General features: G+C 72.1%; 13 protein-coding genes. 7 read left to right on the top strand and 6 right to left on the bottom strand.

All coding sequences use genetic code 11. The annotated features are described in order from the left end of the window. Nucleotides 1-387: 387 nt before the first annotated feature. The 3 genes from ACIBJE_RS17770 to ACIBJE_RS17760 all read right to left on the bottom strand — a co-directional run bounded on the left by ACIBJE_RS17770 (nt 388) and on the right by ACIBJE_RS17760 (nt 4,744). Nucleotides 388-618: a hypothetical protein gene (locus ACIBJE_RS17770; RefSeq protein ID WP_396749490.1), complete on the bottom strand. Its 231-nt coding sequence runs from the start codon at nt 616-618 to the stop codon at nt 388-390. Nucleotides 619-717: 99 nt separating this feature from the next. After that, nucleotides 718-3,342 (bottom strand): discoidin domain-containing protein, encoded by a 2,625-nt coding sequence (locus tag ACIBJE_RS17765; RefSeq protein ID WP_396749488.1) that lies wholly within the window; start codon nt 3,340-3,342, stop codon nt 718-720. A 160-nt stretch (nt 3,343-3,502) separates the two neighbouring features. Further along, on the bottom strand, nt 3,503-4,744 hold the full coding sequence (locus tag ACIBJE_RS17760; RefSeq protein WP_396749486.1) for an ROK family protein: 1,242 nt from the start codon (nt 4,742-4,744) through the stop codon (nt 3,503-3,505). Between the two features lie 302 nt (nt 4,745-5,046). On the opposite strand from ACIBJE_RS17760, the gene ACIBJE_RS17755 reads away from it, so the two are divergent. The 5 genes from ACIBJE_RS17755 to ACIBJE_RS17735 all read left to right on the top strand — a co-directional run bounded on the left by ACIBJE_RS17755 (nt 5,047) and on the right by ACIBJE_RS17735 (nt 10,080). Continuing rightward, nucleotides 5,047-6,345: an ABC transporter substrate-binding protein gene (locus ACIBJE_RS17755; RefSeq protein ID WP_396749484.1), complete on the top strand. Its 1,299-nt coding sequence runs from the start codon at nt 5,047-5,049 to the stop codon at nt 6,343-6,345. A 64-nt stretch (nt 6,346-6,409) separates the two neighbouring features. Continuing rightward, entirely contained in the window at nt 6,410-7,375 is a 966-nt protein-coding gene (locus tag ACIBJE_RS17750; RefSeq protein ID WP_396749482.1) for a carbohydrate ABC transporter permease, read from the top strand. Further along, complete coding sequence (locus ACIBJE_RS17745) at nt 7,368-8,207, top strand: carbohydrate ABC transporter permease (RefSeq protein WP_396749479.1); 840 nt, start codon at nt 7,368-7,370, stop codon at nt 8,205-8,207. The genes ACIBJE_RS17750 and ACIBJE_RS17745 overlap by 8 nt, the downstream gene beginning before the upstream one ends. A 170-nt stretch (nt 8,208-8,377) precedes the next feature. Beyond that, nucleotides 8,378-9,322 (top strand): ABC transporter ATP-binding protein, encoded by a 945-nt coding sequence (locus tag ACIBJE_RS17740; RefSeq protein ID WP_396749476.1) that lies wholly within the window; start codon nt 8,378-8,380, stop codon nt 9,320-9,322. After that, entirely contained in the window at nt 9,319-10,080 is a 762-nt protein-coding gene (locus ACIBJE_RS17735) for an ABC transporter permease (protein ID WP_396749474.1), read from the top strand. Before ACIBJE_RS17740 ends, ACIBJE_RS17735 begins: the two co-directional genes overlap by 4 nt. A 160-nt stretch (nt 10,081-10,240) precedes the next feature. On the opposite strand, the gene ACIBJE_RS17730 is transcribed toward ACIBJE_RS17735, so the two are convergent. Then, nucleotides 10,241-11,182, bottom strand: coding sequence for an NADP-dependent oxidoreductase (locus ACIBJE_RS17730; protein ID WP_396749472.1), 942 nt, complete (start codon nt 11,180-11,182; stop codon nt 10,241-10,243). Nucleotides 11,183-11,284: 102 nt separating this feature from the next. Between ACIBJE_RS17730 and ACIBJE_RS17725 the strand changes: the two genes are divergently transcribed. Beyond that, entirely contained in the window at nt 11,285-12,268 is a 984-nt protein-coding gene (locus tag ACIBJE_RS17725) for a GlxA family transcriptional regulator (RefSeq protein ID WP_396749470.1), read from the top strand. A gap of 151 nt (nt 12,269-12,419) precedes the next feature. Continuing rightward, entirely contained in the window at nt 12,420-13,013 is a 594-nt protein-coding gene (locus tag ACIBJE_RS17720; protein WP_396749467.1) for a hypothetical protein, read from the top strand. A gap of 11 nt (nt 13,014-13,024) precedes the next feature. Here ACIBJE_RS17720 and ACIBJE_RS17715 read toward each other — a convergent pair whose 3' ends face one another. After that, nucleotides 13,025-13,660 (bottom strand): hypothetical protein, encoded by a 636-nt coding sequence (locus ACIBJE_RS17715; RefSeq protein ID WP_396749465.1) that lies wholly within the window; start codon nt 13,658-13,660, stop codon nt 13,025-13,027. Continuing rightward, nucleotides 13,657-16,032, bottom strand: coding sequence for an FHA domain-containing protein (locus ACIBJE_RS17710; RefSeq protein WP_396749463.1), 2,376 nt, complete (start codon nt 16,030-16,032; stop codon nt 13,657-13,659). The genes ACIBJE_RS17715 and ACIBJE_RS17710 overlap by 4 nt, the downstream gene beginning before the upstream one ends.

Genomic DNA, 16,032 nt, shown 5'->3' with positions numbered 1-16,032 from the left:
CGGATCGAGCCGTCGCGGGACGGTGCCGTGCCGGCGGTCGCCCGGCCCGGCGCGGTGACCGTGGTGTCGGTGGTGATCCGGTCGGCGGTGACCGCGTCGATCGGCTCGATGACCAGCCCCGCCGTCCGCCCGACCAGGCCCGGAGGGCACCAGGGCTCGTCCCCCGGGTGTCCCAGGTAGATCGTGGGTCGGTCGAACCGGACGCAGGCGTGCGGGTCCTCGGACAGGTCGACGACCCGCCAGTCCGCGGGCACCGTGACGCGGTAGCCGTGGTAGCCGACGGTCTGCTCGTCCGGGGACGCCGCCCAGGTCGGGGTCGTTGCCCCCACCGAGCCGACGACGACCGCCGCGAGGCCCGCCATGATCGTTCTTAACCTCATCGGAGCCTCACTCAAAGAAAAGTTGCCGAGTGGAGAGCCGTGCTGCAAGATTCCTACCACCCGACAGCGGCAATATCCATAGATTGCCTTCCATGGATTTCAGGTTGTGTCCTGCGGTGAGCTGGCCATCAGGGCACCTGGTCGGGGCGTCCCCAACACCGAGGTGGACCGTTTCCCTGCCGTCCAGCGGGGTGGTCATCCGGTCGTCGACGCCGATCAGGTGGCCGCGCAGCACCACCGCGCGGACGTCCGGCCGGGGTCGGGGTCGGCTCCCGGGCGCGACGGGACGGCGGGTGGTCCGGTCGATCGGGCCCGACCGGACCACCGTCGGTCGTGGCTACGGGTAGTTCGTCAGGTAGACCACCTGGTTGGCGGTGTTGGCGGTGCCGCCGGTGTTGTTGACGACCCGGTTGACGGTGCCGACCCCGCCGAGCGAGACGGTGACCATGTTGGTGAACCGGACGTTCGGGTTGGTCGGCGCCTCGATGGCCCGGTCGGCGACCACCGAGGGGTTGACGTTGAAGTAGCAGTAGCTGCCCAGTCCCCACGCCTGGTGGCTGGTGACCTGGTCGGCCACCTTGTACGCGGCGTAGCCCCGGGTCGCCCCGTTCATCCAGGCGGCCTGGTTCGGCGGGTCGTACGGCATCTCGTTCTGGTAGAAGTACGTCCGGCCGCCGTTGCCGTTCCAGACGGTCTGGTACCTCTGGTAGTGCTCGACGAAGAGGCCGTACATGGTCACGTCGTCGCCGTTGACGGTCAGGCCGGTGTCGGCGGTGTTCACCGTCCACCCGACCCCGTCACCGTGGTCGGCGCGCCACAGCCACAGGTGGTCACCGATGACGTCGTCGCTGTTGACGGTCAGCGTGTTGGTGGCCCGGCCGACGCCCGGTCCGCCGATGCGGAAGAAGACGTCGTGCAGCGAGACGGGATTGGCCGCGTGGTCGGCCGACGAGCCGGGCGGGCCGACCTCCATCAGCACCGGGGAGCTGGTCTGGCCGGCCTCGAACATGATGCCGGCCACCTTGACCCCGTCGACGTCGGCGACCCGCATGGCGACGGTGCCGTTGTCGGCCTGGATGGTGGCCAGGCCGAGACCGAGGATCACCGTGTCGGCGCGGTCGACCCGGATCGGCTCGGTGACGTGGTGCACGCCGGGGGTGAAGAGCAGGTGCCGGCCCTGGGCGAGCGCGGCGTTGATGGTGGCCGCGCTGGTGCCGGGTCGGACGACGTAGAACTGGGCCAGCGAGATCGACGAGCCGGCCGGGGTCTTGCCGTACCAGCTGGTGCCGGTGGAGTTGGTGCGCAGCGCCGGGACGAACACCCGGTACTCGCCGGTGCCGTCGACATAGAGGAACGGCTTCTCGCGGATCTTCGGGGTCTGGGGGACGACGGTGTGCGAGGGGTTGGGGAAGTGCGGCGGGGGTGCGCCGGCCACGCCCTGGAAGACCATGTTCCACACCGAGCCGGTCCAGCCGTTGCCGAACTCACTGTTGCGCGAGTACCACTGCTGCTGGCTGCCGGAGACGACCAGGCCGTCGATGCGGGTGTCGGCCATCAGGCCGCCGCTGGACCAGCCGTCCCCGCCGTTCCAGAGCTGGATCTGGTTCTGCGCTCCGCGCAGGTGCATCCGGCGGTACGGCGCGGCCTGGGAGACCGCCCAGCGTTCGACGAGCACCCCGGCGGGCAGCGTCACGGACAGGTTCTCCGCCGCGCGCCAGAAGTTCTGCGTCGCGTTGCCGCCGAACCAGTCCGCCTCGACCCGGACGTGGCCGTTGAGGTTGACGTCGTCGGGGCTCATGCCGAGGCCGGCGACCTGGGTGAAGAAGCCGAGGTTGACGTCGGCGGTGTAGGTGCCGGGCTTGAACAGCACGGCGTACCGCTGCGGGCCGAACTGGTTGGTCTCCTGCTGGGTGAAGAGGCTGTCCAGTCGGCTCTGGATGGTGGCGGTCGGGGTGGACGGGTCGAAGACGAACGTGTTCGGGCCGAGGTTCGGGTTGCGCGGGTCGGTGGGCTCCACCGGGTCCACGGTGCCACCTCCGGTGGTGTTCACCTGGAACTCCCACAGCGAGTAGCCGTAGCCGGTGGCGCGGGCGGTGCCGTACATCCGCACGTACCGACCAGTGCCGGAGACCGACAGCGTCTGCGTGCCACCGGTACCGGCGGTGGTGCTCCACACGGTGGTCCACGTGCTGCCGTCGTCGGAGGTCTGGATCTGGAACGCCCGCGCGTACGCGGCCTCCCAGGTGAGCACCACCCGGCAGATCGTCCGGGTGCCGCCCAGGTCGACGCGGAGCCACTGCGGGTCGGCGGCGGCGCTGGACCAGCGGGTGCCGGGGTCGCCGTCCACGGCTGCCGAGGCGGGCACGCCGGCGTTCTCCACGGAGGACGCGGTGGCCGGGCGGCCCTGGGCGGCGTTGGTGGCACCGCAGGTGGGGGCGGCACCGGTCTCGCCGTAGACCTGGAACTCCCACAGCGAGTAGCCGTAGCCGGTGGCGCGGGCGGTGCCGTACATCCGCACGTACCGACCAGTGCCGGAGACCGACAGCGTCTGCGTGCCACCGGTACCGGCGGTGGTGCTCCACACGGTGGTCCACGTGCTGCCGTCGTCGGAGGTCTGGATCTGGAACGCCCGCGCGTGGGCGCCCTCCCAGACCAGGGTGACCTGGCTGAGGGCGGCGCGGGTGCCCAGGTCGACCTGGAGCCACTGGGGGTCGCCGAAGGCACTCGACCAGCGGGTGCCGGTGTCGCCGTCGACGGCCGATCCGGCGGGGGTGCCGGCGTTCTCGGTGGACGAGGCGGTGGCCGGTCGCCCCTGGGACAGCAGCACCGGCGCGGCCTGCGCCGACGGGGTCAGGGCGGTCGGGGCCAGGGCCGCCACGAGCGCGACGACCAGGCCGAGGAGGATCCGCCGCCGGGGCCGTCGGCCGATTCTCGAGCGTGCGGGAATGGCGCGATCTGTCATGACTTCGCCTGTCGGTAGAGGGCTGCGGACGCCGGGCGCGACGGGGCGCGGGGACGGCCGGGGTGTCGGGATTGATCCCGCCGGGATGGCACGTGACCGGAGAGCGCTCTCTGGTGAGTGTCGCGGCGGCATGGCGGCGCCGTCAATATATTGATCTCTGTCAATGGAGTGGCGCCCCTTTCCGGGTCCGACGGTCAGCCCGGCCAGGGCGCACACCACCGGCGGCGAGCAGCCGGGCGATCGGCAGGGTGGCCGCGCCGAGCGCCACCGCGTCCACGCCGAGGCGGCACAACTCGATCGACGCCTGCTCGTACGGCTGACGCAGCGCCTGCCGGCCGGCCGCCTCGCGCACGGCGGGCAGCAGATCGCCGAGCGCCATGGCCGCCCAGCCGCCCAGCACCACCCGCTCGGGGTTGAACAGGTTGATCAGATTGGCCACCCCGGCACCGAGATAGCCGGCCGTCTCGTCGAGCACGCGGCGGGCGGTGGGCGACTCGGCTGCCGCCTCGACCAGGGCGGCGAGCTGGGACTCCTCGTCCGCACCCGGCACCGCCCGACCACCCCGGGCTTCCCGGTACCGGTCGATGATCGCCTCGGCGCCCACGTACGCCTCCAGGCAGCCCCGCGCCCCGCAGCGGCAGGACCGGCCGCCGTACACCAACGTGGTGTGCCCCCACTCCCCCGCACTGCTGGACGCCCCCCGGTAGGCGGCCCCGTCGGTCACCACGGCCGCCCCCACACCGGATCCCACCAGCGCGAACACGGCATGCCGGGCGCCCCGGCCGGCACCGAACCACATCTCGGCCTGGCCGAGGGTGTTCGCGCCGTTGTCGATGTGCAGCGGCAGGTCGGTGCCCGCGCGGATGAGCCGCTCCAACGGCACCCGACCCCAGCCGAGGGCCTGGGCGTGCACCACGGCCTCGACACCCTGCTCCACCACGCCCGAGACGCCGATGCCGACCCCGAGCACGTCGGCCGGGGAGACCCGGGCCCGGGTGGTGACCGTGTCGATGCCGGCCAGCACGTGCCCGGCGACCGCCGACGGCTCGGTGCGCGCCGGGTCCAGCGAATACTCCACACTGGACAGCAGGGTCATCGCGAAGTCGAACAGCTCGACCCGGATCCGGGTCTCCCCGACGTCCACGCCGACGACGTGGGCGTACCGGGAGGCGACCCGCAGCATCATGCCCGGCCGACCGCCGTCCGACTCGGCCGCCCCGGCCTCGGCGACGAGGCCCTCGTCGATGAGGTCGGCCACCACGTTGCTGACGGCGGGCTGGCTGAGACCGGTGCTGCGCATCAGGTGCTGGCGGGTCAACGGACCGTCGAGGAAGAGCCTGGACAACAACGCCGACCGGTTCCGCAGCCGGACGCTCCGATTCGTCGCTCGCGCCAGCTCCACACGCCACCTCGATCCCCGGGCCGCCCGGAGCGCCGGTGCGGCCCCACACTTGACGACCTACGCATCGAACTACTTTAATGGCAACATTCATTAAGTAGTGATGCAACTACCGTCGGTCCAGAGGGCGGCACGCCGCCCCTCCCCCACGCCCTGCCGCACCACGCGTTTCCGGCACCACGCGCACCGCCGAACCCGTGCACCACGTGCCCGGCAGCACCGGGCCCGGGCCCGTCGTACCACCGCCGCCCGACCCGCCGCGCCAGCGGGGCCGGTACCCCACCCTCGAACCGGAAGGGCCGATCGTGTCGAGACGCCTTCTCGCGACACTCGCCGCCGCCGTCCTCGCGACCGCCTCGCTGACCGCCTGCGGCGGCTCGGACGATCCGTCCGACGGGTCCGGCAGGACCCTCACCTACTGGGCCAGCAACCAGGGCGCCAGCCTGGAGGCCGACAAGAAGATCCTCCAGCCCGAGCTGGACCGGTTCGAGCAGCAGACCGGCATCAAGGTCACCGTCGAGGTGGTGCCCTGGTCGGACCTGCTCAACCGGCTGCTCACCGCCGCCACCTCCGGACAGGGCCCGGACGTGGTCAACATCGGCAACACCTGGTCGGCGTCGTTGCAGGCGACCGGTGCGTTGGTCGAGTTCGACGACGCCACCCTGGACCGGGTCGGTGGCCGGGACCGGTTCGTCCCGGCCGCGTTGGCCGCCGCTGGCGCTCCCGGCAAGCCCCCCGCCGCGGTGCCGCTCTACAGCCTCGCCTACGCCCTGTACTACCACAAGAAGGCGTTCGCCGACGCCGGGATCACCGCCCCGCCGACCACCTGGGAGCAGGTGGCCGAGGTCGGCCGGCAGTTGACCGGCGGCGGGCGGTGGGGCCTCGCCGTCGAAGGGGCCAACCCGTCGGAGAACGCGCACCACGCCTTCACCTTCAGCCAGCAGTACGGCGGCGAGTGGTTCGACTCCGCCGGCAAGCCGACCTTCGACACACCACAGAACGTCGCCGCGGTGAAGCGGTACGTCGACCTGATGGCCGTCGACCGGATCGTCAACCCGAGCAACGCGGAGTACACGCAGAACCAGTCGGTCTCCGACTTCGCCAACGGGCGGGCGGCGATGCTGCTCTGGCAGGCCGCCGGCGCGAACCTGACGTCGCAGAACATGGCAGCCGACGCGTACGGCGTAGCGCCCGTGCCGTTCCTCGCGGCCCCGCCGCCCGGCGGCAAGAAGGTCAACAGCATGGTCGCCGGGATCAACATCGCGGTGTTCAAGCACACCCGGAACCGGGACGCCGCGTTGGAGTTCGTCAAGTTCATGACCAGCGACGCCGAGCAGGTCACGCTCAACCGGACGTACGGCTCGCTGCCGCCGGTGACGTCGGTCGCCGCCGATCCCGCGTTCGCCGCGCCCGAGCAGACGGTGCTCCGGGAGACCCTCGCCACCACCGCGGCCCCGCTGCCGCAGGTGCCCGACGAGAGCACGTTCGAGACACTGGTCGGCACCGCCATCAAGGAACTCTTCGCCGACGCGGCCCGGGGCAGACCGGTCACCGAGGAGAGCGTCCGGCAGAAGCTCAGCAGGGCCCAGCAGCAGATGCGCTGACCGGCCAGGCCGGTGGCCGTCGACGGGACGTCCCGTCGACGGCCACCGGAGCGAGAGGACCCCGATGGCAACCAGCACCACCCGAGACGGCACCGCTCCGGGCCGGCCACCCCGGGCCGGAGCCACCCGCCCCCGACGACCACTCCTGCCGTATCTGCTGCTCGCCCCGGCGATTGTGCTGGAACTGGCGATCCACGTGGTGCCGATGCTGGTCGGCGCCGGGATGAGCCTGCTGGAGCTGACCCAGTTCCACATCCGCGACTGGTCCACGGCGCCGTTCGTCGGCTGGGACAACTACCGTCTGGTGCTCGACGTCGACTCCGCCGCCGGTGCGGCGCTGCTGCACTCGTTCTGGGTGACGCTGGTCTTCACGGTCGCCTCGGTCGGGATCTCCTGGGTGTTCGGCACCACCGCCGCCGTCCTGCTGCACCGTCCGTTCCGGGGGCGGGGACTGCTGCGTGCGCTCTTCCTCACCCCGTACGCCCTGCCGGTCTACACCGCGGTGATCACCTGGAGCTTCCTGTTCCAGCGGGACACCGGCCTGGTCAACCACGTCCTGGTCGACCAGCTGCACCTGCTCGACGACCGGCCGTTCTGGCTGATCGGGGAGAACAGCTTCGTCGCGCTGCTGATCGTGTCGATCTGGCGGACCTGGCCGTTCGCCTTCCTCTGCGTCATGGCGGGCCTGCAGAACATCCCCGGCGACCTGTACGAGGCCGCCGCCATGGACGGCGCGGGCTTCTGGCGGCGGCTGCGCTCGGTCACGCTGCCCATGCTGCGCCCGGTCAACCTGGTCCTGCTGCTGGTGCTGTTCCTGTGGACCTTCAACGACTTCAACACCCCGTACGTGCTCTTCGGCGGCTCCGCGCCCGAGCAGGCCGACCTGGTCTCCATCCACATCTACCGCAGCTCCTTCGAGACCTGGGACTTCGGTTCGGGCTCGGCGATGTCGGTGGCGCTGCTGCTGTTCCTGCTCCTGGTCACCGCCGGGTACCTCCTACTCACCAACCGTCGGAGGAACGATGCGTGAGACCACCGCCGAGCGCTGGTCCCGCCGGGTCGTGCTGACCCTGCTCGCGGTCTTCGTGCTCGTCCCGCTCTACGTGATGGTCAGCTCGGCGCTCAAGCCGTTGCAGGACGTGCAGAGCGCGTTCACCTGGTGGCCGCGCCGGCCGACCGCGCAGGCGTTCGTGGACATGTGGTCGACCGTGCCGCTGGGCCGCTACCTGGTCAACAGCCTGGTCGTCTCCTCGGTGGCGGCGGTCTTCTCGGTCACCGTGGCGATCTTCGCGGCGTTCGCGGTCAGCCGCTACCGGTTCCGGGGGCGGGGGCTGTTCTCGGTGACCGTGCTGTCCACCCAGATGTTCCCCGGGATCCTGTTCCTGCTGCCGCTCTTCCTGATCTACGTCAACCTGGGCAACGCCACCGGCATCCAGCTGTACGCCAGCCGGACCGGCCTGATCATCACGTACCTCACCTTCTCGCTGCCGTTCTCGATCTGGATGCTGGTCGGCTACTTCGACTCCATCCCGCGCGGCCTGGACGAGGCCGCGCAGGTCGACGGCGCGGGGCCGCTGCGCACCCTGTTCCAGGTGGTGCTGCCGGCGGCGGTGCCCGGCGTGGTCGCGGTCGCCGTGTACGCGTTCATGACCGCCTGGGGCGAGGTGCTCTTCGCCTCGGTGATGACCGACGAGTCCAGTCGCACCCTGGCCGTCGGCCTCCAGGGCTACTCCACCCAGTTCAACGTCTACTGGAACCAGGTCATGGCGGCCTCGCTGGTGGTCAGCGTCCCGGTCGTGGCCGGCTTCCTGGCGTTGCAGCGCTACTTCGTCGCCGGCCTCACCGCCGGCGCGGTCAAGTGATCCGTCCTCCCGGTCGGTCGCCCGTTCTCCGCCGCGCCTGACGAGAAGGTCGCGGCCGGTCCGCCCCGGTCTGACCTTCGTCAGGTCCCGACACTGCCGATGGGGTCGGGTGCCGGGGCCGGGTCCGCCCCTAGCGTGCTTCCTGTGATGACACACCACGGGGAGCACGGTTGATAACGCTGGAGAAGCTGACCAAACGGTTCGGGGCCACGACCGCCGTCGACGGGCTGGACCTGACGATCGAGGCGGGCCGGGTCACCGGCTTCCTCGGCCCGAACGGGGCCGGCAAGTCCACCACCATGCGGATGGTCCTCGGGTTGGACCGGCCCACGTCGGGGCGGGCGCTGGTGGGCGGGAAACCGTACACGGCATTGCGCTGGCCGCTGCGCGAGGTCGGGGCGCTGCTCGACGCCAAGGCGATCCACCCGGGGCGGACGGGTCGCCACCATCTGCGGGCGATGGCGCGGAGCAACGCCATCGCCGGTGGACGCGTCGACGAGGTGCTGGCGACGGTGGGACTCACCGAGGTCGCCGACCGGCGCGCGGGCACGTACTCGCTGGGGATGGGTCAGCGGTTGGGGATCGCCGGTGCTCTGCTCGGCGATCCCGGGGTCCTGATGTTCGACGAGCCGGTCAACGGGCTCGATCCCGACGGCGTGCGGTGGATCCGTGGGCTCATGCGGGGTCTGGCCGCCGAGGGCCGGACGGTCTTCGTGTCGAGTCACCTGATGAGCGAGATGCAGCTGACCGCCGACCAGCTGGTGGTCATCGGGCGTGGTCGCCTCGTCGCGGACGCCTCCGTGGACGAGGTCATCGCCCGAGGGGCGCGGCGGGACGCCGCCGGTCCGGTGACGGTGCGCTGCCCGGATCCGGCGCAGCTGGCCGCGCTCCGGGACCGGCTGGCCGGGAGGTCGGTGACGGTCCTCGACGCCGGCGCGGACCGGTTGACCCTCGGCGGCATCGACGCCGCGGACGTCGGTGACCTGGCCTTCGCGATGGGGATCCGCCTGCACGAGCTGAGCGCCGGCACCGCCTCCCTGGAGGACGCCTACCACCGGCTCACCGCCGACAGTGTCGAGTTCACGGCGGCCCCGGCCGCCCGGGAGGGACGATGATCGTCATGCGAGCCGCGATCGGCGCGGAGTGGACCAAGCTCTGGACGACCCGCACGGTCTGGTGGGCGCTCGGCGCGGCCGCGATGCTCATGGCGGCCGGCGCCGGTCAGTACGCGATCTACGCCGGCAACGGCGACCTCGCCGCCGGCCTGCTGTCCGACGGCAGGGTACCGGCCGGCACCATCGCGGTGCTGGCCGTCGGCATCGCGCAGCTCGCCTTCGTCGCCCTGGCGATGCTGGTCATGACGAGCGAGTACTCCACCGGCACGATCCGCGCCACGCTGGCCTGGATTCCGTCCCGGGGACGGCTGCTGCTGGCGAAGTGCGCGGTCGTCGCCGTGGTCACCCTCGTCGCCGGCACCGCCGTGGGGCTGCTCGGCGCGCTGGTCGCCGTTCCGCTGCTCGGCGGTCTCGGCGACACCGACGCCGCCGCGATCGTCGGTGACGCCCTGGGCATCGGCGCGTATCTCGCGCTGCTCGCCGTCTTCGCCACCGGACTCGGCGCGGCCCTGCGCGGACCGGTGGTGACGTTGGTGGTCGTCCTCCTGCTCGTCGTGGTGCTCCCGCCGATCCTCCAGGTGCCCGACCTGCCGGCCCTGAACCGGATCGCCGACAGCCTTCCCGGTGTGGCCGGCAACCACTTCCTGCACGGGGACGCCGATCCGTACCCGGCGGTGGTGGGTCTGCTCGTCCTGGCCGCCTGGGCGCTCGCCGCCGTCCTGGCGGGCTGGCGGGTGATGCGCCACCGCGACGCCTGAGCCGGCAGGAGAGCCACCGGTCACCGGCCCCGCCGTGGGCCGGGCCGCGCGGATCCGTCGACCTGGTGTCGGCCCCGGCGGAAGGACGGGCCGGTCGGAGGCGATGTGCCTGCGGCCGGCCCGCTGTCCTTCCGCCGGGAGGAGCGGGAGCCGGTCCCGGTCAGTCGACGACGGTGAGGACGATCTTGCCGGTCGTACGGCCGGTCTGGGCGATCTCATGGGCCCTGGCCACCTGGTCGAGTGGGAGGACCACGGCGACCTCGGGACGCAACTGCCCGGCTCCGACGAGCGCCGCGATCGCCTTCAGCCCTCCGTGGTCGGGTTCGACGATCGTGAAGCCGGCCCTTACGCCACGGTCACGCGCCTCCACCGCCAGGTGGCTCTCGGCCGGGGAGGCGAGCGACACCACGATGCCGCCGGGGCGCAGGGTCCGCAGTGAGCGCGGCCCGTAGTCACCTCCGATGGTGTCGATCACGATGTCGATGTCGCCCACCACCGACGCGAAGTCGACCTGGGTGTAGTCGACGACCTCGTCGGCGCCGAGGCCGCGTACGAAGGCGTGCTTGGCCGAGCGGGCGGTGCCGACGACGTGGGCGCCATGCGCCTTGGCGATCTGGACGGCGAGGTGCCCGACACCGCCCGCTGCGGCATGGACCAGTACCCGCTGACCGGGGCGCACGCAGGCGGTGTCGACCAACGACTGGTACGCGGTGAGCGCCGCCAACGGGAGCGCGGCGGCCTCCGCGTGGGAGAGCGTCGCCGGCTTACGGGCCAGGTGCCGCGCCGGAGAGGTCACGTACTCGGCGTACGTGCCCGCCGGTTGCGGCAGCCGCGGCATGCCGAACACCTCGTCGCCCGGTTGGAACATCGTCACGCCGAGTCCGACCGCCTCGACGACGCCGGACACGTCCCATCCCAGCCTGACCGGTGTCTCGCCCAGCAGTCCCCCGGTGGCCCGGTGCCACAGGTCGGTCGGGTTGACACCGGCGGCATGGACCCGGACGAGGACCTCCGAGACCCCGGGTTCCGGGCGGTCCATCTCGACCACCCGCAACACCTCGGGTCCCCCGAGCGAGTCCTGGCTGACAGCACGCATGATCATCCCTCTGTTCCATACGGTCGGTGACTGACGCACGACCAACACTGCGGGAGGCGGGCCCGCCCGACGAGTGGCCAGATCGCCAACATGTGAGAGGATCTGGCCATGCACCGCGTCGTCGTCCTGGCCCTCGAGGGTGTCTATCCGTTCGAGCTGAGCATCCCGGTCCGGATCTTCGGCACCGCGGCGGGCGCGGACGGTGGCCCGCTCTACGAGGTGGTCACCTGCAGCCTCGACGGCGGCCCGGTCCGGACGAGCGCGGACTTCGCCCTCGCGGTGGAGCACGGGGCCGAGGCCCTCGACGCGGCGGACACCCTGGTGATCCCGCCGTTCGTCTGCGACCCGACCGAGGACCGGACCTGGCTCCCCGACGAGCTGGCCGAGGCGCTCACCCGCCTCCGGCCGGGTGCCCGGATCGTGTCGATCTGCACCGCGTCGTACGTCCTCGCCGCCGCCGGTCTGCTCGACGGTCGCGCGGCGACGACGCACTGGAACGAGGCCGACCGGTTCCAACGGATGTTCCCGCAGGTCAAGCTCGATCCGGACGTGCTGTTCGTCGACGACGGGGACGTGCTCACCGCGGCGGGGGTGGCCGCCGGACTCGACCTGTGCATGCACCTCGTACGCCGTGACCACGGCAGCGAGGTCGCCAACCGGGTCGCGCGCCGATGCGTCATCCCGCCCTGGCGCGAAGGCGGTCAGGCGCAGTTCATCGAACGTCCGGTGCCCGAGCCCTCGGCGGCCACCACGTCCACGACCCGCGACTGGGCACTCGGCCAGCTCCATCGACCACTCTCCCTGTCCGAGCTGGCCGAGCACGCACGGATGAGCGTGCGGACGTTCTCCCGGCGGTTCCGGGACGAGGTCGGCATGACCCCCGGCCAGTGGTTGACCCAGCAACGCGTCGAACACGCCCGCCGGCTGCTGGAGTCGACCGACCTCCCGGTGGACCGCATCGCCGGCGAGGCGGGATTCGGAACGGCCGCCTCGTTGCGCCAACACCTGACCGCCGCGATCGGCGTGCCACCGACGGCCTACCGCCACACGTTCCGCTCGGGCCGCCCCGCCACGGTCGGCGAACCGCGCTGATCGACTCTCCCGGTCGCCGGACCGGGGCCGCGCTCCGGGCCGCCCGGAATCTCGTCGTGCTCCACGACGCACAGACGCCGAGGTCACGACCCGGGCAAGCACCGGCGTTGTACCGTCCAGTCCGCCAGTCGAGCCGACCGGGAAGGGCACCATGAGCAGTTCCACACCGCCGACCGCGACCGGGCTGGTCGACGTCGCGACCGGGCGGCCGGTCCGCCGGCACCCGGACACCGGGGTCTACTACGTCCGCAAGGCCGGATGGCCGCACTTCTGGGGCCGGACCCTGGACGCCCTCGTGGTGATGGTGGTGGCCGGGGTCCTGATGGGCGCGGTCCACACGGCCAACCAGGACTTCGCGCTCGGCCGCCTGGGCACGGCCATGTCCGCCAGCACCGGCACGTACGTCGCCGTCATGGCCGCCATCTGGTTCGTGGTGGTCGTCGCGTACGGCATGGTCTGGGGCTCGGTCGGCAGCCTGGGGGACGCCGCCTCCGGAATGCGGTCCGTCCGGATCTCCAACGGTGCGCGATCCGGTGCCTGGCGGGGAGGCTGGCGGGCCTTCTGGTGGTCCTTCGCCCCCTTCTACCTGCTGGTGAGCATCGCCGCCATGTTCGAGGGCAGCGGCGGGGACAGTTTCGACTCCACGTACACCGCCATCGACCTCCGTTCCGGTCTCGCCCGGGGCCGGGCACCCGTTCCCGACCCGACGGCGCCCCGCCCGGCTGCGCGCCCGGGGGTGGTCTGAGCGGGTCAGGGTTACTCGGTCACGACCTCGCCGGTGATGGCGCGGGAGCGCTGCGCGACGGCCGCGCTGATCGGGGCCAGCGCCGGGAGCTGCATGCCCTGCGGGCCGAAGATCAGCCAGGCGACCGCGACCGCGTACCACGGAGCCGCCGGCCCGTGCAGCATCAGCGGGTTGCCCTCCTGGTAACGGAGGATGAACGACCACTGGGTCAGGTCGGCGGTGAGTTCGACCACTCCGTTGTGCCAGAAGCTCAGCAGGTTGCCCTGGTAGTCCCCGAGCAACCGCTGGTTGGTCAGGATCATCCGCACCTGTGCCTGGTCCCGCCACTGCGCCGCCGCCATCGCCTGGGCCCGACTGCGGGCACTGGCGTTGCTGATCGCGTCACCCGCCATGCCGGCGAGCACGAAGCCCGTCGAGCCGAACCAGAAATGGCTGCTCTCGCGGTACTGCACGGCGGTGCCGTAGAAGCGTGCGTACCCCAGCGCCGTGTCACTGAAGATCGCCTCGTCCTGGCCCAGCCGCAGGCCGGTCGGGGGCAGGGCAACGAGTTGGCCACCCCCGGCCAGGTGCTCGTACAGCTGACAGGCACTGCTCCAGCCGTCGCGCAGCACGGCATCGAGGGCGGCGGCCGAGTCTTTGCGGTTCACGTGCGCTTCCTCCGGCTCTCCAGTGCGGGCTCGTGGCGACGCAGCGCCCACCGCACCGCCACGGCCAGCCAGACGGTCTGACCGGCCAGAACGGCCATCGCCCAGCCCCAGGCGCCGGTGGTGTGCGCCCAGAGCGCGTCCGGCGCGGGCCTCAGCATAATCGCGCGCAGATCCACGGTGGACGCGGCGGCGGCGTAGCCCCAGCGGGCCGGGGCCAGCCAGGAGAGCTGTTCGATGCCGGTGCGCCCGACCACGGCGAACAGCCCGCCGCAGAGCACGAGCTGTGCCATCACCAGCCCGACCAGCACCGGCATCGTCTGCTCGCTCGTGGCGACGTACACGCTGACCAGCAGCCCCAGCACGGTGGCGGCCAGCGTGGTCAGCCAGACCACCACGATCAGCTCGGCCAGCGGCCCGCCCAGGACGAGCGCTTCGGACGGTGCCGGCCGGCCGAACAGCCCGAGCAGGACGAACAGGGCCGCCTGGAACGCGTTCAGCACGGCGAACACGGCCAGCTTCGCGCTCAGGTAGGCCCCAGGCGCCAGGCCCACCGCCCGTTCCCGGCGGTAGATGGCACCCTCCCCGACGAACTCCCGGATTCCGCCGGCCAACCCGATGAAGATCGCCCCGGTGATCAGGATGACCAGCAGCTCGGCGGCCTCGGTGCTGCGGCCGGACGGTTGGGCGGGCACCCCGAGACCATCGGACCCGGGGACCACGTGCAGCAGGGCGGCGAGACCCACCGGCAGGCCCAGGGAGAGAGCCGCGTACAACCGGTCGGCGAGGGTGACGGCGACCGTACGACGGGTCAGGATCGCCGTCTGCCGCCACCAGCCCTGGCGCGGCGGCGGCGCGGCGGCCACCGCCCGCTCGGCCGGCGGCCCGGCTCGGGCCGGCGTACGGGTGGCCGCGAACCGGGCGGCCCAGACGTCCGGCTCGGCCGCGACGGCGGTGAACACGTCGGCGTACTCGGCCGCCCCGAAGAAGTCGAGCAGCTCGTCCGGCGGGCCGAAGTAGGCGACCTTGCCGCCCCGGGCGAGCACCAGCACCCGGTCGCACACGTTCAGGTGCAGCGGGCTGTGCGTCACCACCACGACGGTCCGGCCGCGATCGGCCAGCTCGCGCAGGCCGTGCATCACGTCACGGTCCAGCGCCGGGTCGAGCCCGGAGGTCGGCTCGTCGAGGAAGAGCAGCGAGGGCTCGGTGAGCAGTTCCAGGGCCACCGAGGTGCGCTTGCGCTGCCCGCCGGAGAGGGTGTCGATCCGCTGGTCGGCGTGCGCGGTGAGAGCGAGCTGGTCGAGCACCTCGTCGATGCGCCGGTCCCGCTCCGCAGGCGTCACGTCGGCACCGAAGCGCAGCCCGGCCGCGTAGCGCATCGCCCGGCGTACGGTGAGCTGTCGGTGCAGGATGTCGTCCTGCGGCACCAGGCCGATGCGGTGCCGCAGGTCGGCGTACTCGGCGTAGAGGTCGCGGTCCTGGTAGCGCACCGTGCCCGCCTGCGCCGGGCGGTTGCCGGTCAGCGCCCCCAGCAGCGTCGACTTCCCGGCGCCGCTCGGCCCGACCACCGCGAGCAGGCTGCACTCGTCGAGCGCGAACGAGACGTCCGCGAGCAGGGTCCGCGCGCCGACCGTGACCCGCAGTCCCTCGGCGCGCAGCGACACCCGGCCGGTGTCGACGTAGTCGTGCAGGGTGGCGCCGTCGAACACCATCTGGTGGTGCCCGAACGAGAGGAGGTCTCCGCCGGAGAGCGCCGTCTGCTCGACCTGCCGCCCGTTGACGTACGTGCCGTTGCGCGTGCCCAGATCGACGACGCGGAACCCGGCACCGTCCCGGACGAGGTCGGCGTGGTGGCGGGAGACCAGCAGGTCGTCGAGGACGATGTCGTTGTCCGGCGCCCGTCCGACGCGGATCCGCCCCGCCGTCGGGTAGCTGGCCGAGGGCATCCGGCCCCGCGCGAACCGTGCGCCCGGGGGCGGCTCGGCACCGGATCCGCCGCTGCCCGACCCCACCTCGGTCGACGGGCCCGGCCGCGCCGGACCGGCCTGGGTCGGCGAGGCGGCGTAGGCCCCCTCCGGCCGGAAGGTGAGCACCGGACCGTCGACGGCGTCGCCGATCCGCACCGCGCAGGCGGCCGTTATCTCCAGTTCGTGCACCTGACGGCCGTCGACGAAGGTGCCGTTGCGGCTGGCGAGGTCACGCAGGTGCCACCGTCCGCCCCGGTGGGTGAGTTCCAGGTGCTCCCGGGAGGCACGCGAGTCGGTGAGGACGATCGAACAGAGCGGGTCACGGCCGATCCGCATCGGCCCGCCGGCCGCCGTGACCCGGCGTTCCCCACCTCCACCGGGTACGCCGACCAGCAGGTCGGCGCTCAA

The organism is Micromonospora sp. NPDC050187, from assembly GCF_044459745.1.
Taxonomy (GTDB): Bacteria; Actinomycetota; Actinomycetes; order Mycobacteriales; family Micromonosporaceae; genus Micromonospora.
The sequence above is the reverse complement of the archived record's forward strand: the minus strand, read 5'-3'. Positions and strand labels throughout refer to the sequence as shown.